We start from the raw sequence: 21,622 nt of genomic DNA, 5'->3' as shown, positions 1-21,622 counted from the left end.
GCCCGGGCGCAGCGCAATAATGGAGAAATGCGGCACGGATCCGTGCCCCGCGCCAGGTTGCGCGGGGCCCGGGGAAAGGCGGTAGCGATGATGGACAGGGACACCGAGAGGCACCCGGGCCCGGACCCCGAGGCCGTCCACGAGGCGTATTCGTTCGTCTGCCTGCACTGCGGCTACGGCTGGGAGGAGGAGTACGAGATCCGCCATTCCACCGACGAGTCCGGGCAGCGCCGGATCGACTACTACGAACGCGGACGCCGGGTCCCCTCGCCCCTGACGCGCGCCCAGTGCCCCGCCTGCAACCGCGGTCCGCTGCGGATCCTGCGTCCCGGGCGGGTGAACTCGGCCCGCTCGATGTTCCCCTGGTCCAGCTACCCCGACTGGATGTCACCATCCGGTGTACAGAAGGTGGTTGACGAGGAGCGCTAGGACGGCCTGGGCGGTCAGCCAGTGGCGGTGCCGGGCGGCGGGCAGCAGGGCGGCCGCGGGCAGCAGCCAGACGGCGAACGGCAGCCAGATCCGTTCCGTCTCCGCCTTGCTCATCCCGGACAGGTCGGCGACGAGCAGGGCCAGGAGCGCGGCCAGCACGAGAATCCGCAGCCGGTCGCCGGCCGCCGCGTCCCCGTGCCGCAGCCCGCGCAGTGCCCGTGGCCCGCGGGCCACGGCGTGCCGCAGCCCGGCCACGGTCGCAAGTCCCGTGATCAGTACCGTGCAGGCCAGATTGCCCCAGACCCAGTACGCGTACGGGCGGACCGCGGCGGCGCCCTGGTAGTAGCGCTCGACCAGCAGGCGGTACCCCTCCCACCAGGAGAAACCCGCGAGGGTGAAGGCGGCGGCGACGGCGGCCGCGCCGGTCAGGAACAGCGGCAGCGGGCGGGCCGTACGGGCCGTCAGCAGCACGGCGGCCGCGATCACCGCGATGAGGGTGAGGCCGTAGGAGAGGTAGCACGTCAGGCCGAAGAGCAGGCCGGAGACCAGGGCGGCGGCCGCCGGGACGCGGGCCGTGCGGGTGGCGGCCAGGGCCAGGAAGGCCAGCGCCCAGGCGGCGACGCCGGCGAAGTAGCCGTCCGCGGAGGTGCCGACCCAGACGGCGGCCGGGGCCAGGACGAGGAACGGCGCGGCCCGGCGTGCGGTGCGCTCGTCGGTGAGGGCGCGCAGGGCGATGAGGGCGGCGGCCGCCGCGGAGGTGCCCAGGGTGATGCACCAGATCCCGGCCCAGGCGCCGCCGCCCAGGCCGATGCGGTCGAGGACGACGAAGGTGAGGGTGGCGGCCGGCGGGTGCCCGGCGACATGCGCGGGCCAGGAATCCGGCCCGTGGTGGAGAAGGATGTGGTGGGTGAAGTCGCGCAGCGTGGGGCCGATGTGGTCGAAGCGGTGGATGACCGTCAGGTACTCGTAGGCGGTGGTGAGGCGGCGGGCGACGCCGGTGGCGAAGCCGTCGATCAGGGCCAGCGACCAGGTCCAGGCCAGGGCGGCGAGCCAGGCGGACCCGACGAGCGCGCGCCAGGGCAGCCGGGCGGCCAGCGGGGGCCCGTAGGCGATGACGAGGGCGGCGACGGCGAGCGCGGCGGGGGTGCCGGGGCCCAGGTGGGGGAACCAGGAGGCGTACAGCGGGGGCCAGTTGACGCGGAGGTTGCCGGTGGCGCGCTGGATGACGGTGCCGATGACGGCGGCGGCCACGACGAGGAGGGCGCCGCCGGCGGCGGCCAGCAGATCGGCACGGTGCACGGCGCGTTCGCCCGGGGTCGCGGGGGCTGCCGCACCGGCGCGGGCTGGAGAGGTCGGTCGCGGGATCACACCGGCACGCTAGAGCGCCGAGTGGGCGACGGGGCGCCGCCGATCCGCCGACGTCAGAGTTTCGTCATCGGTCAACGCCCCCTCGGCGCACCGTGCGCGGCTTACGGTCGGCGCATGGGTGCCTCTCGCCTCACTCCCCCGACTCCCCCGACCTCCCCGTCCTTCTGGCGCAGTCCGCTGCGCGGCCCCCGGCTGACGGCGCTGCTCGGTGTCGTCCTGCTGGCCGGTATCACGCTGCTGTTCGTGACCGGGCTGCTGTCGTACGCCGCCTACAACCCGGATCTGGCGGGCGGCGTCAACGACCAGACACCGGACAAGGGCCTGCTCGGCTTCTACCTCTTCCCCTGGCCGACGGGCCCGTACTGGCTCTACCGGGTCACCCAGGGGGTCCATGTCACGCTCGGCATCACCCTGGTGCCCGTGCTGCTGGCGAAGCTCTGGTCGGTGATCCCGAAGCTGTTCACGCTGCCGCCGGCCCGGTCGCCCGGGCATGCGCTGGAGCGGCTGTCGCTGCTGTTGCTGGTCGGCGGCGCGCTGTTCGAGTTCGTCACGGGGATTCTCAACATCCAGCTGGACTACGTCTTCCCCGGGTCGTTCTACCGGCTGCACTTCTACGGGGCGTGGGTGTTCATCGGCGCGTTCGTGGCGCATGTGGTGCTGCGGATGCCGCGGACGGTGCGGGCCCTGCGGGAGCGCACCGATCCGCCGTCGGACGCCGACGAGACCGGGCTGGTGGCCCCGCGGCCCGCCCCGCCGACCGTCTCGCGGCGCGGCGCGCTGTGGCTGGTCGGCGGCGGTTCGCTGCTGCTGTTCGCGACGACGGCGGGGCAGAGCATCGGCGGACGGTGGCGGCGGACGGCCCTGCTGGCGCCGCACGGCGGGGCGGACCCGGGCAGCGGGCCGAACGGCTTTCAGATCAACAAGACCGCCGCCCATGTGGGGATCCGCCCGCAGGACACCGGCGACGACTGGCGGCTGACGGTCGAGGGCGGCGGGCGCCGGGTGCGGCTGAGCCGCGCCGAGCTGCTGCGGATGCCGCAGCACCGGGCGGCGCTGCCGATCGCCTGTGTCGAGGGCTGGTCGACGGACGATCAGCTGTGGAGCGGGGTGCGGCTGCGCGATCTGGCCGCGCTGGTGGGGCTGGGCGAACGGCCGCCGGACGTCCTGGTGGAGTCGCTCCAGCTGCACGGCGCGTTCCGGCGGGCCGCGCTGCGCGCCAACCAGGTGCGCGACGGGCGCGCCCTGCTCGCGCTGCGGGTGGGCGGCGCGGAGCTGTCCGCGGACCACGGCTATCCGGCGCGGATCATCGTGCCGGGCGCGCCCGGGGTGCTCAACACCAAATGGGTGTCCCGGCTGACCTTCGGGGAGTCGTCATGAGGGGGCGGTGGACGCGGCGGCCGACGGCGGGGCGGACGGCACGGCTGACGGCAGCGCTGACGCGGCTGAGGCGCCGCTCCCGCTACGGCGAGGGAACGCTGCATCTGCTGCTGATGCTCGCCTCGTTCGCGCTCACCGGCTACGCGGGCCTGCGGCTGCTCGGCGTCGCCCGGTGGCCGCTGGTCGTGGTGTGGTTCGCGGGGGCGGCGCTGCTGCACGATCTGGTGCTGCTGCCGCTGTACTCGCTCGCCGACCGGGCGGTGAGCGCGGCGACGGCGGGCACCGGGCGGCACCGGGCCTGGACGGCCCATGTCCGGGTGCCCGCCGCGCTGTCGGGGCTGTTGCTGCTGGTGTGGTTCCCGCTGATCGCGGGCTCGGCGGGCTGGCCGGGCGGCCTGCCGGCGGCGGACTACACGTCCGTCACCGGCCTGCCCGGCGAGGACTTCCTCGCCCGCTGGCTGCTGCTGACCGCCGGGCTGTTCGCCCTGTCGGCGCTGGTGCTGTCGGCCCGTGCGGCGGGGCCCCGGCTGCGCGGTACGGCGGCGCGGGTGCGGCGGCGCAGGGCCACGAAGCGGCGCTCGGCGGAGTCGGGACGCTGATCCGGGGGCGCCGGAACGGACCACGATTCCGCCGGCGCCCAGCCGGCCTCGGCCGCGTACCGCAGCAGCGCGGGGGTGCCCACCCGGGCCCAGGGGAAGAAGCCGCCCGCTGCGCCGGATCCGCCGTCGACCTGGACCTCGACCCGTTCGTCGACGTCCGCGGCCGTGGTCTCCACGATCAGCGTGCCGCGTGGGGCGAGGAGTTCGGCGGTCCGCAGGAGAAGGGCGCGGGGGTCGCCGCCGATGCCGATGTTGCCGTCCAGGAGCAGCGCGGTGCCCCAATGCCCTTCGTCCGGGAGGGGGTCGAAGACCGAACGGCACAGGGCGGAGCCGCCGATCGCGGCCGTACGGGCCACCGCGGCCTCGCTCACATCGATGCCGAGCGCCCGGCGGCCCTGCGCGGCCAGCGCGGCGACGAGCCGGCCCGGGCCGCAGCCGATGTCGAGCACGCCGCCCTTGCAGCGGCGCAGCGCCGAGCGGTCCGCGGCGTCGGTGCCGCCGCACCAGCGCTCGACCTCCAGGGGCAGCAGCCAGCCGTCGGCGCGGCGCAGGAACAGCGGACCGCGGCCGCTGCGCAGCGCATCGGCGTACGGATCGGCGCCCCAGGTGGGGGCGCGATGGGTGGTCGCGTTCATCGTCCGGCGACCGCCGTCAGCCGGGCCAGGGTGGCGGCGAAGCGTCCGCCGGGCGCGGCGGCCGCGACGGCATCGGCGTCGGCGGCCGTGTCGACGTCGCGCAGCGGCGGCAGATCCCGTACCCGCAGGCCGGCCGCGAGCAGCCGGGCGCGCTGGGTGGCACCGGTGTGCGGGGTCGACATCGGGACGCCGCGGAGCAGTCGGGGGTCGGGGTCGGCCAGGCCGAGTGCCCAGAAGCCGCCGTCCTCGGCCGGGCCGAACCAGGCGTCGCAGTCCCGCCATGCCGCCGACTCCAGTGCGGGGGCGAGGAGTCGGGGGGTGATCTGCGGGGTGTCCATGCCCAGGAGGAGGGTCGGGCCCCGGCTGCCGGCGAAGGCGGCGGCCAGTCGTTCGTCGAGGCCGCCCGCGCACTGGGGCCGCACCTCGAACCCGTCGGGCAGCCAGGTGCCGGGCCGCCCGTCGAGGACGACGACCCGCCGCCGGGCGGGCATGGCCCGTACGGCCCACAGGGTGTCGTGCAGCGCGGCCCGCGCCAACTCGGCGGCCTGGTGCGGGGTGTAGGGCGGGGTGAGCCGGGTCTTGACCCGGCCGGGCACCGGTTCCTTGGCGATGACCAGTAGGGCCGTCGGACCCGTGCCGCCGTCCGAAGGGCTCATCGGGCCGTCTCCTTCGCCGTCGCGTCCGTACGGGCCCCGGGCGGGGGCTGGCGCAGTACCGCGCGCATATCGCGGACCGCGTGCCAGGTGCCGCGCCAGGTGCCGGTGACCTTGGAGCGGCCGGTGCGCGGGCGGTAGGGGACGTCGCGTTCGGCGATCCGCCAGCCCGCGTCGGCGGCGCGGACGACCATCTGGAGCGGATAGCCGCTGCGGCGGTCGGTGAGGTCCAGGTCCAGCAGGGCGCCGCGGCGGGCGGCGCGCAGCGGGCCGAGGTCGTGCAGCCGCAGGCCGGTGCGACGGCGCAGCATCCGGGTCAGGGCGAGGTTGCCGAACCGGGCGTGCGGGGGCCAGGCGCCGCGGCCCTGGGGGCGCCGGCGGCCCAGCACCAGATCCGCCTCGCCGTCGCGTACGGCCCGTACGAAGGGCGCCAGCAGGCCCGGGTCGAGGGAGGCGTCACAGTCGCAGAAGCAGACGATGTCGGCGTCGGCGGCGAGCAGTCCGGCGTGGCAGGCGGCGCCGAAGCCGCGGCGGGGTTCGGTCACGACGGTGGCGCCCAGATCGCGGGCGACGGCGGCGGAGCCGTCCGTGGAACCGTTGTCGACCACGATCGCCCGCCAGCCGTCGGGAATACGGGCCAGCACCCAGGGCAGCGCAGCGGCCTCGTCCAGACAGGGGAGCACCACGTCCACCGGGGCGGGGCGGCGCGGGGAGGCGCGACGGGGGGAGGCCGCGGCCACCGGGGCATCCGCCGGGCCGACCGCCCGCTCCCCTCCTTCGCCCCCTCCCCCCTCCCGCATGCCCTCCCGCGCGAACTCCGCCATCCCCTCCGCGAATCCGGTCGCCGCCCGCCAGCCGAGCTCCTCGGCGATCCGGTGCGACGACGCCGTGATGTGCCGGACGTCGCCCAGCCGGTACTCCCCCGTCACCACCGGCTCCGGCCCGCCGCACGCCGCGGCCAGCACCCGGGCCATCTCCCCGACGGTGTGCGGCTCGCCGCTGCCCGTGTTGTACGCGGTCAGCGCCCCCGGCTCCCGGCCGGCCAGCGCCTCCAGCGCCACCGCATTGGCCGTCGCGACGTCCCGGACATGGACGAAGTCCCGCCGCTGGCCGCCGTCCTCGTACACGGTGGGGGCCTGACCGCGGGCCAGCGCGGAGCGGAAGAAGGAGGCGACACCGGCGTACGGGGTGTCGCGTGGCATCCCCGGCCCGTAGACGTTGTGGTAGCGCAGCGCGACGGCCCGGCCGCCGGTCGCGCGGGCCCAAGAGGCGGCCAGATGTTCCTGGGCGAGTTTGGTGGTGGCATAGACATTGCGGGGGTCGACGGGCGCGTCCTCGCCGACCAGACCCGGCCGCAGCGGCGCCGTGCAGAGCGGACAGCGCGGCTCGAACCGCCCCGCGTCCAGATCGGCCACGGCTCGCGGCCCGGGGCGCACCACCCCGTGGTCGGCGCAGGTGTAGCGCCCCTCCCCATAGACCACCATCGACCCGGCGAGCACCAGCGCCCCCACCCCGGCCTCGGCCATCTCCGCCAGCAGCACGGCCGTGCCCAGGTCGTTGCAGCCGACATAGCCGGGCGCGTCCGCGAAGTCCTTGCCGAGGCCCACCATCGCCGCCTGGTGGCACACCGCGTCCACCCCGCGCAGCGCCCCGGCGACCGCCGCCCGGTCCCGTACGTCCGCGACGATCCGACGCTCGCCCGGCCGCGGCGGGGGCGGCTCCGGATGGGCGGACGGCAAGAGCGCATCCAGGACGACCACTTCATGCCCCCGCGCCTCCAGCACGGCGACGACCTGCGATCCGATGAACCCGGCGCCGCCGGTGACCAGTACACGCATGCCGGTCACGCTAAGCGCACCGGCCCGCCACGGCCCGCGTGGCGGGGCGCGCGTCATGGGTCCGTAAGATCCCCGGTCGTCGTTCCGCGCGCCCGGCCCCGGGGCCGCACCGGCTACGGCGTGTGGCAGACGGCCTCGACGTTGTTGCCGTCGGGATCGCGGACGAAGGCGCCGTAGTAGGACGCGTGGTACTCCGGCCGCAGCTGTGGCGCGTGCAGCGACTCGGCACCGGCCGCCACGGCCGCGGCATGGAACGCGTCGACAGCCGCCCGGTCGGCCGCGGTGAAGGCGAGGTGGATCTCGCGCGCCGGCCCGTCCTCGGCTGCCGGGACGAGCCACAGGGAATGCCCCGTCGTTCCGTAGCCGATATTGGCGCCGAATTCCTTGGTCCGCCGGCCGCCGAGCGGCGCCAGGACGAGGTCGTAGAACCGGGCGCTGGCCGCTATGTCGGCTACCTGGATCGCAATGTGATCAAGCATGCCGCGACCCTTCCACACCCCGTCGGGCCCGGCCCCGGAAATGCCCCGTTCCGCTTCCCGACACACCGTCAACGGCCGTCGTCGGGTTGCTTTCCCGGGGGTCCGTCCTCGTCCGGCGCCGCCTTCCCCTGATCCGGTGCCGTCTTCCCCTGATCCGGCGCCGCCTTCCCCTCGCCCGGCGCCGCCTTCCCCTCGTCCGGCGCCGTCCTCCCCTCCCCCACCGCATGCACCCGCCGCTCCCGCTCCGCGCGGCCCGCGGCCGTGGCGGTCGAGGGCCAGACGCGGTCGAGGGCGGCGTTCATCGCCGCGCCCACCAGGACGGCGAAGGCGGACACCCCGATCCACAGGAGTACGGCGACCGGCGCGGCCAGCGAGCCGTAGATCGTCGGGCCCTCGACCGTCGCGACGAGGTAGAGGCGGAGCAGGAAGCTGCCCAGGACCCAGATCGCGAGGGCGACGACGGCACCGGGGAGGTCCTCGCGCCAGGGGGAACGGACGGGTACCGACACGTGGTAGAGCGTGGTGAGAAAGGCGACCGACAGGATCAGCACGACCGGCCAGTACAGCGCCCGGACGACACCCGCGCTGGCCGGCAGCCAGCCGACGACCGCGTCCGGCCCGGCCACCATCAGCGGCAGCGCGACGGCGCCGACGGCCAGCGCGGCGAGGTAGAGGACGAAGGAGAGCAGCCGGGTGCGGACGATGCCGCGCCGCCCGTCGAGCCCGTACATGATCGTGATGGTGTCGACGAAGACGTTCAGCGCCCGGGAGCCGGACCACAGGGCGATGGCGAAGCCGAGGGAGATGACGTCGGGGCGGCGGCCGGTGAAGATGTCGTCCAGCAGGGGCCGGGCGATCTCGTTGACGCCCTTGCCGGAGAGCACGGTGGCGGAGGCGCCGAGGATGTTCTGCCGGATGCTGTCGATGGTGTCGTGGCCGATCCACTGCTCCATATAGCCCAGCAGCCCGATCAGTCCCAGGACCAGCGGCGGCAGCGACAGCAGGCACCAGAACGCGGCCTCGGCGGCCAGCCCGGTGACGCGGTACTCCATGCAGGAGCGCACGATGTCCTTGATCAGCAGCCAGACCAGCCGCCGCGCGGGGACGTTGCGGTACAGGACCCGGGCCCTGCTCAGACGGCCCGCCGGCCGTTCGGCTGGTTCGTTTGCTGGCGGCACCTCCTTACCGTAGCTACCATGGCAGCCAGCACTCATACGGTCACGAACCAGCCCCCGCCGCTGGTGGGATACGACGTCTTCGCCTCCGATGCGGCGCTCGCCGAGGGCGTCACGCGGTATGTCGCGGACGACCGGCTCGACGAGGTACGGGGGGAACTGACCCGGCTCGGGCGGGCGGCCGGTTCGGCGCACGCCCAGCAGTGGGGCGAGCAGGCCAACGCCCACCCGCCGGTCCTGCGCACCCACGACCGCTACGGTCACCGCATCGACGAGGTGGAGTTCCACCCGGCCTGGCACCGGCTGCTGGGCCATGCCGTCACGGCCGGTCTGACGGACGCGTGGTCGCGCCCCGACGGGCACCTGCGCCGCACCGCCGGGTTCCTCGTCTGGACGCAGGCCGAGGCGGGCCACACCTGTCCGCTGTCGATGACCCATGCGGCGGTGCCCGCGCTGCGCGCCGACCCGGAGCTGGCCGCCCGGTGGGAGCCGCTGCTGACCTCGCACATCTACGAGCAGGAGCTGCGCCCGCCCGCCGAGAAGGGCGGGGTGCTGGCGGGGATGGCGATGACGGAGAAGCAGGGCGGCAGCGACGTACGGGCCAACACCACGCACGCCGAGCCGCTGGCCGCGCCCGGTGAGTATGTGCTGACCGGGCACAAGTGGTTCTGCTCGGCGCCGATGTCGGACGTCTTCCTGGTCCTGGCCCAGGCGCCCGGGGGGCTCACCTGCTTCCTGCTGCCGCGGGTGCTGCCGGACGGGACCCGTAATTCCTTCCGTATCCAGCGGCTCAAGGACAAGCTCGGCAACCGCGCGAACGCCTCGGCGGAGATCGAGTTCGACGGGCGGACGTGGGCGCAGCGAGTGGGCGAGGAGGGGCGCGGGGTGGCGACGATCATCGAGATGGTCGCGGCGACCCGGCTGGACTGTGTGACGGGGGCGGCGGCGGTGATGCGGCAGGCGGTGGCGCAGGCGGTGCACCACTGCGCGTACCGGGAGGCGTTCGGCGGGCCGCTGATCGACAAACCGCTGATGCGCAATGTGCTGGCCGATCTGGCGCTGGAGTCGGAGGCGGCGACGACGCTCGCGCTGCGGCTGGCGGCCGCCTACGACAGCGGTTCCGAGCACGACCGGCATCTGCTGCGGCTGGCGGTCCCGGCCGCCAAGTACTGGGTGACCAAACGGTGCACCCCGGTGGCGGCCGAGGCGCTGGAGTGCCTGGGCGGCAACGGCTACGTCGAGGAATCGGGGATGCCGCGGCTGCTGCGGGAGGCGCCGCTGAACTCCATCTGGGAGGGCTCGGGCAACGTCCAGGCGCTGGACGTCCTGCGGGCGCTGCAACGCGAACCGGCCGCGCTGAACGCCTGTCTGACGGAGATCGGCGCGGCCCGCGGCGCGGACCACCGGCTGGACCGCGCGATCAAGGGCCTGCTGACCGAACTGGCCGATCTGGACGGCATCGAGGCCCGGGCGCGCCGCCTGACCGAGCGCCTGGCACTGGTCCTCCAGGGCTCGCTGCTGGTGCGCCAGGCGCCGCCCGCGGTCGCGGACGCCTTCTGCGCCTCCCGCCTGGGCGGCGATGCGGGCGCGGCGTTCGGGACGCTGCCGCACACCCTGGACCTGGCCTCGGTCGTGGCACGGGCGCGGCCGGTCGTGGAGTAGCGGGGCGGGGCTTGTCCGGTGGACCGGGGCCGGGCCCTGGTCCACCGGACAGGCCCCGGGAGGGATGCCGCGCCGACTCGGCACCCCTCCCGGTCTCTAGGGCCACCGCGGCGGGTCCGCCGTGGTCCGGCCGCGTACCGCCGCGTCGACGGCCACGACGATCTCGCCGTCGGGCGCGTCCGGCCCGAAACCGGCCAGCAGCCCGCGGGCCTCGAAGTAGCGCAGCACGCGGCACGCTTCCTCCCCCTCCGTACGGCCCGGTGCCCGCAGATGGACCACCAGGTCGGCGAAGGACCGCGCGGGCAGCAGGCCGCCGACTCCGGCCACCCGGTCGAGCAGGTGCGGTGCGCCGTCGATGACATAGCCGTCGACGGGCAGCGGGCGGCGTCTGATCAGGACGTCGACCGCGGGCAGCCGGGGCACCCCGTAGTGCACGGCCAGCCGTCCGGCCCGTGCGAGACGCGGTCCCTCCGCCGCCCCGATCACCACGACACGCGGAGCGAGGGCCCTCATCTGCGCTCCCTCCCGGCGCCGCGCCTGCGGATGTGGCAGCGGCCGACACCGTCCCCGGCGGACGGCCGGTGCCTCGCCGACGGGTGACCGGCGGGACTCCGGCCACGGGACGCCATCGGCCGCTGGAATCAGCGTCGCGGGCGGGCGTCATAGGCCACAACGGTTGCAGTCGGTTGCAGCTCCCTGCCGTGGATCTGTTCAATGGCCCTCCGCTTTCGCCCTGGTGACGGCACGATGGACACGGCCCCGGTGGGCGGCCGTCCGAGGCCGCCGCGGCAGTGGTGAGGCGGAGAGCAGCTTGAGGGCGGAGAGCAGCTTGAAGGACACAGCGATCGGCAGCGCCGTCCGGTCGGCACAGGACATCCGCGAGACCGCCCGCCGCCTCGCCTCGGTCCGCGAGGCCGCGCTGGCGGGGGAGTTGCCGCCCGATGCGCCGCCGGGCGCGCCCCGTCCCGTCATCGGCGAGTCCTGGTTACGGGCCCTCGGCTCGGGCGTCGATCCGGAGCGGGACCGCGACCAACATCTGCTGTCCGTGGCCGAGTTGGAGCACCGTCGGCAGCATTCGCAGCTGGCGACGGTGCTGCCGGTCCTGGGCGACGGGCTGCTGGCGGCCGCCGACGCCGCGCAGCAGATCATGGTCGTCACCGATGCCGAGGGCCGGGTGCTGTGGCGGGAGGGCAGTGCGCCGGTCCGGCGGATGGCCGACCGCCTCGGCTTCGACAAGGGCGCCGACTGGCGCGAAGGCGTGGTCGGCACCAATGCGATCGGCACCGCGCTGGTGGCCCGGCGGCCGGTGCTGGTGCATTCCGCCGAGCACTTCGTCCGCTCCCACCACCAGTGGACCTGTGCCGCGGCGCCGCTGCACGATCCGCGCGACGGCCGGCTGCTGGGCACCGTCGACCTCAGCGGCCCGGCGCACTCCTTCCATCCCATGACGCTGTCGCTGGTCTCCGCGGTCGCCAAGCTCGCGGAGAGCGAGCTGCGCATCCGGCATCACGCGTCCCTGGAACGGCTGCGTTCCAGCGCCGCTCCGGTGCTGGCGCGGATCGGCGGCCGGGCGCTGGCGGTCGATGCGCACGGCTGGCCCGCCGGGGTCACCGGGATGACCCCGCCGGACCGGGTGGCGCTGCCCAAGGCGCCGCAGGCCGGGCCGCTGTGGCTGCCGCGGTACGGGATGTGCGCGCTGGAGCCGCTGCCCGGTGGCTGGCTGATCCGGGTGGGCCGCGAGGAGCCGGCCGCCGGGCCCAGCCGGGTGCTGCTGGACGTCAGCGGGCGCGACGGGGCGACGGTCACCGTCACCGGTCCGGCCGGCGGCTGGAGCCATGAACTCTCCCCGCGCCACGCCGAGCTGCTGTTCGTCCTGGCCGCCCGCCATCCGGAGGGCCGCAGCGCCGCCGAACTGGCCCAGGACCTGTTCGGCGACCGCGGCCGTACGGTCACGGTGCGCGCCGAGCTCTCCCGGTTGCGCCGCCATCTGGCGGGCGTCCTAGCGCACCGGCCGTACCGCTTCGCGGACGGGGTGGAGGTGGAACTGCGGCTGCCGTCCGGGCCCGGGCAGTTGCTGCCGCAGTCCTCGGCACCGGCGGTGGCGGCGGCCAGGGGGGCGGGGACATCGTGGAGGAAATAGCGGGGGAAACGGTGGGGGGAAACAGCGGAGGAAATAACCGCGTGCGGACGGGCGTTCGCCTCCCCTATCCTGATCGCGCTCTGAAGACAGCTCTCCAGAAGGACGTCGCAGAACGGGAGCAGCGCGTGCCGGTCAGCCGGTGCGTGGCCAAACGAGTGGGCGACACGACCATCCGCGATGACGCAGGCCTGCCATGCCCGCATGCCATCAGTGGACGTCACACCCTGCCCACCCGTACGTCCTTCCGGAGGACTCCATGTCCGTTGGCCTCGGCCTTCCCATCGGCGATCCCGCTCAGCTGCTCACCTGGGCCCGGCGCGCCGACGCCACCCCCTTCACCACCCTCGCGCTGCTCGACCGGCTGGTGTACGCCAACCCCGAGCCGCTGATCACGCTGGCCACCCTGGCCGGTGCCACCTCCCGCGTCCGGCTCCAGACCGAGGTGCTGCTCGCCCCGCTGCATCACACCCCGCTGCTCGCCAAACAGGCCGCCACCCTCGATCTGCTCTCCGGCGGCCGTTTCACGCTCGGCATCGGCATCGGGGGGCGCGACGACGATTATCTGGCCGCCGGCGTCGACATCCGCACCCGGGGCCGCCGCCTGGACGGTCAGATGGCCGAGCTGCGGCGGCTGTGGTCCGGCGAGCCGTTCGGCGAGGACGTCGGCCCGATCGGTCCGGCTCCGGCGCGGCCCGGCGGCCCCGAGGTGCTGTTCGGCGGCTTCGTACCGGCGGTCGTGGAACGCGTCGCCCGCTGGGGCGACGGCTTCCTCGGCGCCGCGCTCCCGGCCTCGCACATGGACCGGATGTTCCGGGACGTGGAGGCGGCCTGGTCCCGGGCCGGGCGTACGGGACGTCCGCGGCTGCTGGCCCAGGTCAACGTGGCCCTCGGCCCCGAGCCGGTCATCGACCGCGCCCGCCGCGAGATCCGCGCGTACTACGGGCCGGAGTACAGCTACACCGACCACATTGTGAACGGCATGCTCACCACCCGGACGGGGATCCGCGACGCGGTGGCCGCGTTCCGGGCCATCGGCGCCGACGAGGTCATGCTCTACTGCTGGTCCCCGGACCCCTCGCAGGTCGACCGTCTCGCGGAGGCGGTTTTCACCGACCACCCGTGAGGCCGGTCCGGCACCTGCCGTGACGCTCACCTCCGGGCCGGTGCGGGCCGGTGTGCCCCGCGGCGGCCCGGAGGCGGGCCGGGAAAGCGACTGTGATGTGCTGCCCCCATGAGCCACTCGGTCACCACCTGGTACCTGGAGCAGACCTCGCCCGCCGATCTCACCCCCGCCGGGGCGCCGCCCGCGGAGCAGGGGGTCCGTATCGTCCGATCCGAGGTGCCGTCGCCGGAATTCAGCCGGTTCCTCTATAGCGCGGTCGGCGGCGACGTGCTGTGGACGGACCGGCTGAGCTGGACGTATGCCCGGTGGGCGGAGTATCTGGGGCGACCCGGGGTGGAGACCTGGGTGGCGTACGAGCGGGGGACGCCCGCCGGGTTCATCGAGCTCAACGCCGAGCCGGAGGGGTCCGTGGAGGTCGCCTACTTCGGGCTGCTCCCGGCCTTCCGGGGGCGCCGGATCGGCGGGTGGCTGCTGACGTACGGCCTGGAGCGGGCCTGGGACCTGGCGGGGCGGTGGCCGGGCCGGGAGCGGACCACGCGGGTGTGGGTGCACACCTGTAGCGACGACGGGCGGTATGCGCGGGCCAATTACGAGCGGCGCGGGTTCCGGGTGTACGAGACCACGGTGACGGAGGAGGCCGAGGTGGCGATGCCGGGGCCGTGGCCGGGCGCCGGCCCGACCGGTTCCGCAACCGCTCCCGTCGCCGATCCCGTCGGTTCCGCAACCACTCCCGTCGCCGATCCCGCCGCTCCCGTCACCGAATCCATACGCGACCCCGACGCCGCCCCCGGCACGTGACCCACGGCACACCGTCCCACCATTCGGGACGGTGATGTCCGAATCCTGGACGACGGTGGACTGGCCGAAGAGCGCCGTGCCACGCTTCCGTCATGTCCAGAGCTGGAATTGCCTTGGTGAGTCGGCGGCACGTCGACCTCGGCCGCATGTCCAGCGCCATTTGTCGGGCCGGCTGACGACTCGCTGACCAGGGTCATCGAGCCCCGACAGCGCCGCCGGCACCACCGATATCCCGCCGTCCCCATCGTCGCGGACGCGACCGCAACCCCGCCCAGCAGACCACTCCCGACGCGTTGCCGCGCGCCGCGCTTCGGTGTGTCTGCACAGGTCAGGCGGGTGAGCCCAGTCGAGTCCGCACCCTCTCGCCCGCCCAGAAGGACGTACACCCATGGCCGCCGCCACCCCGGACAATCCCCAGCCCTCGGCCGGGGCCGCACAGACGCGCCGCAAGGCCGGCCGCCACCGCGGCGAGGGCCAGTGGGCCGTTGGACACTTCACGCCGCTCAACGGCAACGAGCAGTTCAAGAAGGACGACGACGGTCTCAATGTGCGGACACGCATTGAGACGATCTACTCCAAGGCCGGCTTCGACTCCATCGACCCCAACGACCTGCGCGGGCGGATGCGTTGGTGGGGCCTGTACACCCAGCGGCGGCCCGGGATCGACGGCGGCAAGACCGCGATCCTGGAGCCGGAGGAGCTGGACGACAAGTACTTCATGCTGCGCGTCCGGATCGACGGCGGGCGGCTGACCCCCGCGCAGCTGCGCGTGATCGGCGAGATCTCGCAGGAGTTCGCCCGTGGCACCGCGGACATCACCGACCGACAGAACATCCAGCTGCACTGGATCCGCATCGAGGACGTCCCCGCCATCTGGGAGAAGCTGGAGGGCGTCGGGCTCGACACGACCGAGGCGTGCGGCGACTGCCCCCGAGTGATCATCGGCTCCCCGGTGGCCGGTATCGCGGCGGACGAGATCATCGACGGCACCCCGGCCGTGGACGAGATCCACGACCGGTACATCGGCAGCAAGGAGTTCTCCAACCTGCCGCGCAAGTTCAAGACCGCGATCTCCGGTTCGCCGGTCCAGGACGTGGTCCACGAGATCAACGACGTGGCCTTCGTCGGCGTGGTGCACCCCGAGCACGGACCGGGCTTCGACGTCTGGGTCGGCGGCGGCCTGTCCACCAACCCCAAGCTCGCACAGCGCCTGGGCGCCTGGGTTCCGCTGGACGAGGTGGCCGACGTCTGGGCCGGTGTGGTCGGGATCTTCCGCGACTACGGCTACCGGCGGCTGCGCACCCGCGCCCGGCTGAAGTTCCTGATGGCCGACTGGGGCCCGGAGAAGTTCCGCCAGGTGCTGGAGGACGAGTACCTGGAGCGGAAGCTGATCGACGGCCCGGCGCCCGAGGAGCCCGCGCAGAAGTGGCGCGACCACATCGGTGTGCACCGGCAGCAGGACGGCCGGTTCTACGTGGGGTTCGCCCCGCGCGTCGGCCGGGTGGACGGGGCGACCCTCACCAAGATCGCCGACCTGGCCGCGGCGCACGGCTCCGACCGGCTGCGCACCACCGTCGAGCAGAAGATGATCATCCTCGATGTGACCGAGGACCAGGTCGAGCCGCTCGTCGCCGGGCTGGAGGCGCTGGACTTCCAGGTCAAGCCGTCCCCGTTCCGGCGCGGCACGATGGCCTGCACCGGTATCGAGTTCTGCAAGCTGGCGATCGTCGAGACCAAGGGCCGCGGCGCCTCGCTCATCGACGAGCTGGAGCGCCGGCTGCCGGAGTTCGACGAGCCGCTCACCATCAACCTCAACGGCTGCCCCAACGCCTGCGCCCGTATCCAGGTGGCGGACATCGGTCTCAAGGGTCAGCTGGTGCTGGACGACGACGGCAACCAGGTCGAGGGCTACCAGGTGCATCTGGGCGGCGCGCTGGGCCTGGAGGCCGGGTTCGGCCGCAAGGTCCGCGGGCTGAAGGTCACCGCCGATGAGCTGCCCGACTACGTCGAGCGGGTGCTGCGCAACTTCCAGGAGCAGCGCACCGACGGCGAACGCTTCGCCCAGTGGGCGGCCCGTGCGGAAGAGGGTGCGCTGAAGTGAGCGAGTCTCGGCGCGCGGCGCTGGCCGGACTGAGGAGCCGCGCAGCGACGAAGGAGCGAGCAGTGACGAGGGAAGCCAGCGCACAGGAGCGCGCCGAGACTGAGCGGGAGGCACAGTGAGCGAGCGCGCCGCCCCGTTCCACTGCCCGTACTGCGGTGACGAGGACCTGCGGCCCTCCGAGGAGGGTCCGGTCCGCGGCGAGGGCGCGGCCTGGGAATGCCGGTCGTGCAGCCGCGCGTTCCGGCTGAAGTTCCTGGGGCTGCTGTCCCAGGGGCTGTCGACTTCCCCGTCATCCCGTGCTGGAGGTACGTCGTGACCACTGCCCCCGATCTGCCGCAGCTCGCCGAGCGTGCGGGCCGCGAGCTGGAGGAGGCGGCCCCCCTGGAGATCCTCACCTGGGCCGCGGAGACCTTCGGCGCCCGCTTCTGCGTGACCTCCTCCATGGAGGACGCGGTCGTCGCCCACCTCGCCTCGCGCGCCATGCCGGGCGTGGACGTGGTGTTCCTCGACACCGGCTACCACTTCCCGGAGACCATCGGGACGCGGGACGCGGTGGCCGAGGTGATGGACGTCAACGTCATCACGCTGACGCCCCGTCAGACGGTGGCCGAGCAGGACGCCGAGTACGGTCCCCGGCTGCACGACCGCGACCCGGACCGCTGCTGCGCGCTGCGCAAGGTCAAGCCGCTGGAGGAGGGCCTGGCCGGCTACGACGCCTGGGCGACCGGGCTGCGCCGGGACGAGTCCCCTACCCGGGCCAACACCCCGGTCGTCGGCTGGGACACCCGTCGGCAGAAGGTCAAGATCTCCCCGATCGCCCGCTGGACCCAGGCCGATGTGGACGCCTACGTCGCCGAGCACGGGGTGCTGACCAACCCGCTGCTGATGGACGGCTACACCTCCGTCGGCTGCGCCCCCTGCACCCGCCGGGTCCTGGCGGGCGAGGACGCGCGGGCGGGCCGCTGGGCAGGCAGCAACAAGACCGAATGCGGCCTGCACTGATGGCCGGAACACGGAATGACCGAGACGTTGTGGAAGTTCAGGAGAAGCCGATGACGGGCGCCACGGTGTGGCTGACCGGACTGCCGAGCGCGGGCAAGACCACCATCGCCCATGCGCTGGCGGAACGGCTGCGCGGCGAGGGCCGCCGGGTCGAGGTCCTCGACGGCGACGAGATCCGCGAGTTCCTCTCCGCGGGACTGGGCTTCACGCGCGCCGACCGGCACACCAACGTCCAACGGATCGGCTTCGTCGCCGAGTTGCTGGCGAGCAACGGGGTCACCGCCCTGGTGCCGGTGATCGCGCCGTATGCGGACTCCCGGGAGTCGGTGCGGGTGCGGCATCAGGCCGAGGGCACCGCCTATCTCGAGGTGCATGTGGCCACGCCGGTCGAGGTGTGCTCCGAGCGCGACGTCAAAGGGCTGTACGCCAAGCAGGCCGCGGGCGAGATATCGGGCCTGACCGGCGTGGACGACCCGTACGAGGCCCCCGAATCGCCCGATCTGCGCATCGAGTCGCACACCCAGACCGTGCAGGAGTCCGCAGCCGCGCTCCACGGGCTGCTCGTCGAAAGGGGACTGGCGTGACCACCGCGACCGTTGCCACCGAGGCAAATGGCGACAACCCGTACGCCCTCTCGCACCTGGACGCCCTGGAGTCCGAGGCGGTGCACATCTTCCGCGAGGTGGCGGGCGAGTTCGAGCGGCCGGTGATCCTGTTCTCCGGCGGCAAGGACTCCATCGTCATGCTGCATCTGGCGCTCAAGGCGTTCGCGCCCGCGCCGGTGCCGTTCTCCCTGCTGCACGTCGACACCGGGCACAACTTCCCCGAGGTGCTCGACTACCGCGACCGTACGGTCGAGCGGCACGCCCTGCGGCTGCACGTCGCCTCCGTGCAGGACTTCATCGACCGCGGTGAACTGCGCGAGCGCCCCGACGGCACGCGTAACCCGCTCCAGACCGTCCCGCTGCTGGACGCCATCGAGAAGAACCGCTTCGATGCGGTCTTCGGCGGCGGCCGCCGGGACGAGGAGAAGGCACGCGCCAAGGAGCGGGTGTTCTCGCTGCGCGACGAGTTCGGCGGCTGGGACCCGCGCCGGCAGCGCCCCGAGCTGTGGCAGCTCTACAACGGCCGCCACTCGCCCGGTGAGCACGTCCGGGTCTTCCCACTGTCCAACTGGACCGAGCTGGACGTGTGGCAGTACATCGCCCGCGAGAAGATCGAACTGCCCGCCATCTACTACGCCCACGAGCGCGAGGTCTTCGCCCGCAGCGGCATGTGGCTGGCGCCCGGTGAGTGGGGCGGCCCCAAGGACGGCGAAACGCTGGAAACCCGGCTGGTGCGCTACCGCACGGTCGGCGACATGTCCTGCACCGGTGCGGTCGACTCCGACGCCGACACCATCGAGGCCGTCATCGCGGAGATCGCCGCCTCGCGCCTCACCGAGCGGGGCGCGACCAGGGCCGACGACAAGATGTCCGAGGCCGCCATGGAGGACCGCAAGCGCGAGGGGTACTTCTAACCATGAGCACCACCCATGCTGTTGAGGGCGTCGTGGACGCCGGCGCGACCTCGCTGCTGCGTTTCGCCACCGCCGGTTCCGTCGACGACGGCAAGTCGACGCTGGTCGGCCGCCTGCTGCACGACTCCAAGTCCGTGCTCGCCGACCAGCTGGAGGCCGTGGAGCGGGCTTCGCTGGGCCGCGGGCAGGAGGCGCCGGACCTGGCGCTGCTGACGGACGGACTGCGGGCCGAGCGCGAGCAGGGCATCACCATCGATGTCGCCTACCGCTACTTCGCCACGCCCCGGCGCCGGTTCATCCTCGCCGACACCCCCGGCCATGTGCAGTACACCCGCAACATGGTCACCGGCGCCTCCACCGCCGAGCTGGCCGTCGTGCTGGTCGACGCCCGCAACGGCGTCGTCGAGCAGACCCGCCGGCACGCCGCCGTGGCCGCCCTGCTGCGCGTCCCGCACGTCGTCCTCGCGGTCAACAAGATGGACCTCGTCGGCTACGAGGAGTCCGTCTTCGCCGCCATCGCCGAGGAGTTCACCTCCTACGCGGCCTCGCTGGGCGTCCAGGAGATCACCGCGATCCCGATCTCGGCGCTGGCCGGCGACAACGTCGTGACCGCATCGGCGAACATGGACTGGTACGGCGGCCCGACCGTGCTGGAGCACCTGGAGACCGTCCCGGTCGTCGCCAATCCCTCCGACGACCCGGGCCGCTTCCCGGTCCAGTACGTCATCCGGCCGCAGACCGCCGAACACCCCGACTACCGCGGCTACGCGGGCCAGATCGCCTCCGGTGTGCTGCGCGTCGGCGACCCGGTGACCGTGCTGCCCTCGGGCCGCACCAGCACCATCGAGGCGATCGATGCGCTGGGGCAGGCCGTGGACGTCGCCTGGGCGCCGCAGTCGGTGACCCTCCGGCTGACCGACGACCTCGACATCTCGCGCGGCGACCTGATCGCCCCGACCGCCTCGGCGCCGTCGGCCTCGCAGGACATCGAGGCCACGGTCTGCCATGTCGCGGACCGTCCGCTGACCGTCGGCCACCGGGTGCTGCTCAAGCACACCACCCGCACCGTCAAGGCCATCGTCAAGGACATCCCCTCGCGGCTGACCCTCGACGACCTCTCCCAGCACCCCGCGCCGGGCGAGCTGGCCGCCAACGACATCGGCCGGATCGTCGTGCGCACCGCCGAGCCGCTCGCGCTGGACGCCTACGCCGACTCCCGGCGCACCGGCTCCTTCCTGCTGATCGACCCGGCGGACGGTACGACGCTGACCGCGGGCATGGCGGGCACCGCCTTCGCGGAGGCGGCCGCGGACGCCGCTCCGGCCCCCGAGGCGGACGACGACGGATGGGACTTCTGAGCATGCACCAGGACATGTTCTCCACCTTCGCGAAAGAGGGCGGCCGTATCGGCAGCGGCGCCCTCGGCAGTGGCCAGGGAGGAGTCGGGCGATGTGTGCGCTGACGATGCTCGACTCCGTACCCCCCACGCCCCCTTTCCGAAGATCCATAGTTTTGCCGGGCGCGCCTTAGAAGGGCGCTGATGGGCCCGGCCCTCCGAGAGGAACTCCTCCCGTGTCTGCCGTTCGACACCGCCTGCTGGCGGCCGCCGTTACCGTCCCGCTCCTCGTAGGCGCGCTGGGCGCCTGCGGCTACGGCTCCGAGGCCCCGAAGCCCACCGCGGCCAAGGTCGCCCCCAAGGGTCCCAAGACCGACGGTCTTGCCAACGTCCGGATCGGACTCTTCGGCAACACCACCCACGCCACCCCGCTGATCGGACTGCACCAGGGCTTCTTCCAGAAGGAGCTGGGCGGCACGGCGGTGAAGGAGTCCACCTTCAACGCGGGCCCCGCCGAGATCGAGGCCCTCAACTCGGGCGCCATCGACATCGGCTGGATCGGCCCCTCCCCGGCCATCAACGGTTACGTCAAGTCGCACGGCAAGAGCCTGAAGATCATCTCCGGGTCGGCGTCCGGCGGTGTCTCGCTGGTGGTCAACCCCAAGAAGATCAAGGGGCTGGGCGACCTCAAGGGCAAGACGATCGCCACTCCGCAGCTGGGCAACACCCAGGACGTGGCGCTGCTGAACTTCCTCGCCGGCAAGGGCTACAAGGTCGACGCCACCAGTGGCAAGGGCGATGTCACCGTCCAGCGCACCGACAACAAGGTGACGCCGACGGCGTTCAAGGCGGGCTCCATCGACGGTGCCTGGGTGCCGGAGCCGACGGCCTCCAAGCTCGTCGCCGCGGGCGGCAAGACGATCCTGGACGAGAAGAAGCTGTGGAAGGACGGCCGGTTCGTCATCACGAACGTGATCGTCTCCCAGAAGTTCCTCAAGGAACACCCCAAGGCCGTCGAGGCGGTGCTGCGCGGTTCGGTGAAGACCAACGCCTGGATCCGGTCGCACCCGGACGAGGCCAAGAAGGCGCTCAACGACCAGCTCGCCGACCCGCAGTTCGCCGGCAAGGCGCTGCCGGGCAACGTCATCGACCCGGCGTTCAAGAACGTCGACATCACCGATGACCCGCTGGCCGCCACCCTCCAGGAGGAGGCGGACCACGCCGTCAAGGCGGGCCTGCTCAAGCAGCCCGACCTCAAGGGCATCTACGACCTCACCCTGCTGAACAAGGTGCTCAAGTCCGAGGGCAAGGCGCCGGTCGACGACGCCGGTCTCGGCAGCTGACAGCCCTCGCACCCGTAGCACCGCAGTCCCCCAGGAGGTGACACC

Annotated in this window: 20 protein-coding genes and 3 pseudogenes; 15 read left to right on the top strand and 8 right to left on the bottom strand. The window is 73.3% G+C overall.

Annotated elements, in window-relative coordinates; translation table 11 throughout:
* The first annotated feature begins 87 nt into the window (after nt 1-87).
* Nucleotides 88-429, top strand: a complete 342-nt coding sequence (locus B1H19_RS31585) for a hypothetical protein (RefSeq protein ID WP_237289619.1) — start codon at nt 88-90, stop codon at nt 427-429.
* Here B1H19_RS31585 and B1H19_RS31580 read toward each other — a convergent pair.
* Nucleotides 388-1,797: a hypothetical protein gene (locus tag B1H19_RS31580; protein WP_083108156.1), complete on the bottom strand. Its 1,410-nt coding sequence runs from the start codon at nt 1,795-1,797 to the stop codon at nt 388-390. The two genes, B1H19_RS31585 and B1H19_RS31580, sit on opposite strands and share 42 nt — an antisense overlap.
* A 114-nt stretch (nt 1,798-1,911) precedes the next feature.
* On the opposite strand from B1H19_RS31580, the gene B1H19_RS31575 reads away from it, so the two are divergent.
* Both B1H19_RS31575 and B1H19_RS39355 read left to right on the top strand, forming a co-directional pair.
* Complete coding sequence (locus B1H19_RS31575; protein WP_083108154.1) at nt 1,912-3,174, top strand: molybdopterin-dependent oxidoreductase; 1,263 nt, start codon at nt 1,912-1,914, stop codon at nt 3,172-3,174.
* Nucleotides 3,171-3,773 carry a hypothetical protein gene (locus B1H19_RS39355; protein ID WP_237289618.1) on the top strand — a complete coding sequence of 201 codons (603 nt, stop codon included), beginning with the start codon at nt 3,171-3,173 and terminating at the stop codon, nt 3,771-3,773. The genes B1H19_RS31575 and B1H19_RS39355 overlap by 4 nt, the downstream gene beginning before the upstream one ends.
* Nucleotides 3,774-3,973: 200 nt before the next feature.
* Here B1H19_RS39355 and B1H19_RS40910 read toward each other — a convergent pair.
* The 6 genes and pseudogenes from B1H19_RS40910 to B1H19_RS31545 all read right to left on the bottom strand — a co-directional run.
* Nucleotides 3,974-4,408 (bottom strand): annotated as a pseudogene (locus tag B1H19_RS40910) (class I SAM-dependent methyltransferase); the annotation flags it as partial.
* Entirely contained in the window at nt 4,405-5,064 is a 660-nt protein-coding gene (locus B1H19_RS40085; protein WP_083108148.1) for a TIGR04282 family arsenosugar biosynthesis glycosyltransferase, read from the bottom strand. The gene B1H19_RS40085 and the pseudogene B1H19_RS40910, both read right to left, overlap by 4 nt.
* Nucleotides 5,061-5,744, bottom strand: coding sequence for a glycosyltransferase family 2 protein (locus B1H19_RS40080; RefSeq protein WP_418361529.1), 684 nt, complete (start codon nt 5,742-5,744; stop codon nt 5,061-5,063). Before B1H19_RS40080 ends, B1H19_RS40085 begins: the two co-directional genes overlap by 4 nt.
* Nucleotides 5,745-5,831: 87 nt before the next feature.
* A pseudogene (locus B1H19_RS40075) lies at nt 5,832-6,899 on the bottom strand (NAD-dependent epimerase/dehydratase family protein); the annotation flags it as partial.
* Between the two features lie 113 nt (nt 6,900-7,012).
* Complete coding sequence (locus B1H19_RS31550) at nt 7,013-7,378, bottom strand: VOC family protein (RefSeq protein ID WP_083108146.1); 366 nt, start codon at nt 7,376-7,378, stop codon at nt 7,013-7,015.
* Nucleotides 7,379-7,446: 68 nt separating this feature from the next.
* Nucleotides 7,447-8,556: a YihY/virulence factor BrkB family protein gene (locus B1H19_RS31545; RefSeq protein ID WP_107426205.1), complete on the bottom strand. Its 1,110-nt coding sequence runs from the start codon at nt 8,554-8,556 to the stop codon at nt 7,447-7,449.
* 18 nt (nt 8,557-8,574) lie between these two features.
* On the opposite strand from B1H19_RS31545, the gene B1H19_RS31540 reads away from it, so the two are divergent.
* Nucleotides 8,575-10,215 carry an acyl-CoA dehydrogenase family protein gene (locus tag B1H19_RS31540; RefSeq protein ID WP_083108142.1) on the top strand — a complete coding sequence of 547 codons (1,641 nt, stop codon included), beginning with the start codon at nt 8,575-8,577 and terminating at the stop codon, nt 10,213-10,215.
* Between the two features lie 96 nt (nt 10,216-10,311).
* Here the strand turns inward: B1H19_RS31540 and B1H19_RS31535 are convergent, their stop codons facing one another.
* Nucleotides 10,312-10,728: a hypothetical protein gene (locus B1H19_RS31535; protein WP_083108140.1), complete on the bottom strand. Its 417-nt coding sequence runs from the start codon at nt 10,726-10,728 to the stop codon at nt 10,312-10,314.
* A gap of 316 nt (nt 10,729-11,044) precedes the next feature.
* Between B1H19_RS31535 and B1H19_RS31530 the strand changes: the two genes are divergently transcribed.
* From B1H19_RS31530 to B1H19_RS31485, 11 genes and pseudogenes are all read left to right on the top strand, one after another.
* Nucleotides 11,045-12,355 carry a helix-turn-helix domain-containing protein gene (locus B1H19_RS31530; RefSeq protein WP_083108138.1) on the top strand — a complete coding sequence of 437 codons (1,311 nt, stop codon included), beginning with the start codon at nt 11,045-11,047 and terminating at the stop codon, nt 12,353-12,355.
* A gap of 256 nt (nt 12,356-12,611) precedes the next feature.
* Nucleotides 12,612-13,478, top strand: coding sequence for an LLM class flavin-dependent oxidoreductase (locus B1H19_RS31525; protein ID WP_083108135.1), 867 nt, complete (start codon nt 12,612-12,614; stop codon nt 13,476-13,478).
* Between the two features lie 108 nt (nt 13,479-13,586).
* A pseudogene (locus tag B1H19_RS31520) lies at nt 13,587-14,156 on the top strand (GNAT family N-acetyltransferase); the annotation flags it as partial.
* 212 nt (nt 14,157-14,368) lie between these two features.
* Nucleotides 14,369-14,452 (top strand): putative leader peptide, encoded by an 84-nt coding sequence (locus B1H19_RS40905; RefSeq protein WP_350257049.1) that lies wholly within the window; start codon nt 14,369-14,371, stop codon nt 14,450-14,452.
* Nucleotides 14,453-14,664: 212 nt separating this feature from the next.
* Nucleotides 14,665-16,377, top strand: a complete 1,713-nt coding sequence (locus B1H19_RS31515; RefSeq protein ID WP_083108125.1) for a nitrite/sulfite reductase — start codon at nt 14,665-14,667, stop codon at nt 16,375-16,377.
* 115 nt (nt 16,378-16,492) lie between these two features.
* Entirely contained in the window at nt 16,493-16,693 is a 201-nt protein-coding gene (locus B1H19_RS31510) for a hypothetical protein (RefSeq protein ID WP_083108124.1), read from the top strand.
* On the top strand, nt 16,690-17,379 hold the full coding sequence (locus tag B1H19_RS31505) for a phosphoadenylyl-sulfate reductase (RefSeq protein WP_083108122.1): 690 nt from the start codon (nt 16,690-16,692) through the stop codon (nt 17,377-17,379). Before B1H19_RS31510 ends, B1H19_RS31505 begins: the two co-directional genes overlap by 4 nt.
* 50 nt (nt 17,380-17,429) lie before the next feature.
* Nucleotides 17,430-17,963: an adenylyl-sulfate kinase gene (gene cysC / locus B1H19_RS31500; RefSeq protein WP_083108120.1), complete on the top strand. Its 534-nt coding sequence runs from the start codon at nt 17,430-17,432 to the stop codon at nt 17,961-17,963.
* The gene (gene cysD, locus B1H19_RS31495; protein ID WP_083108118.1) at nt 17,960-18,898 is read left to right on the top strand and encodes a sulfate adenylyltransferase subunit CysD; all 939 of its coding nucleotides are present in this window, start codon (nt 17,960-17,962) and stop codon (nt 18,896-18,898) included. The genes cysC and cysD overlap by 4 nt, the downstream gene beginning before the upstream one ends.
* Nucleotides 18,899-18,900: 2 nt before the next feature.
* On the top strand, nt 18,901-20,256 hold the full coding sequence (locus tag B1H19_RS31490) for a sulfate adenylyltransferase subunit 1 (RefSeq protein ID WP_083108116.1): 1,356 nt from the start codon (nt 18,901-18,903) through the stop codon (nt 20,254-20,256).
* Between the two features lie 214 nt (nt 20,257-20,470).
* A complete protein-coding gene (locus tag B1H19_RS31485) occupies nt 20,471-21,577 on the top strand; it encodes an aliphatic sulfonate ABC transporter substrate-binding protein (RefSeq protein WP_083108114.1) in 1,107 nt (368 codons plus the stop codon).
* Nucleotides 21,578-21,622: the final 45 nt, after the last annotated feature.

Origin of the sequence: Streptomyces gilvosporeus (genome assembly GCF_002082195.1) — a bacterium.
Lineage (GTDB): Bacteria > Actinomycetota > Actinomycetes > Streptomycetales > Streptomycetaceae > Streptomyces > Streptomyces gilvosporeus.
The sequence above is the reverse complement of the archived record's forward strand: the minus strand, read 5'-3'. Positions and strand labels throughout refer to the sequence as shown.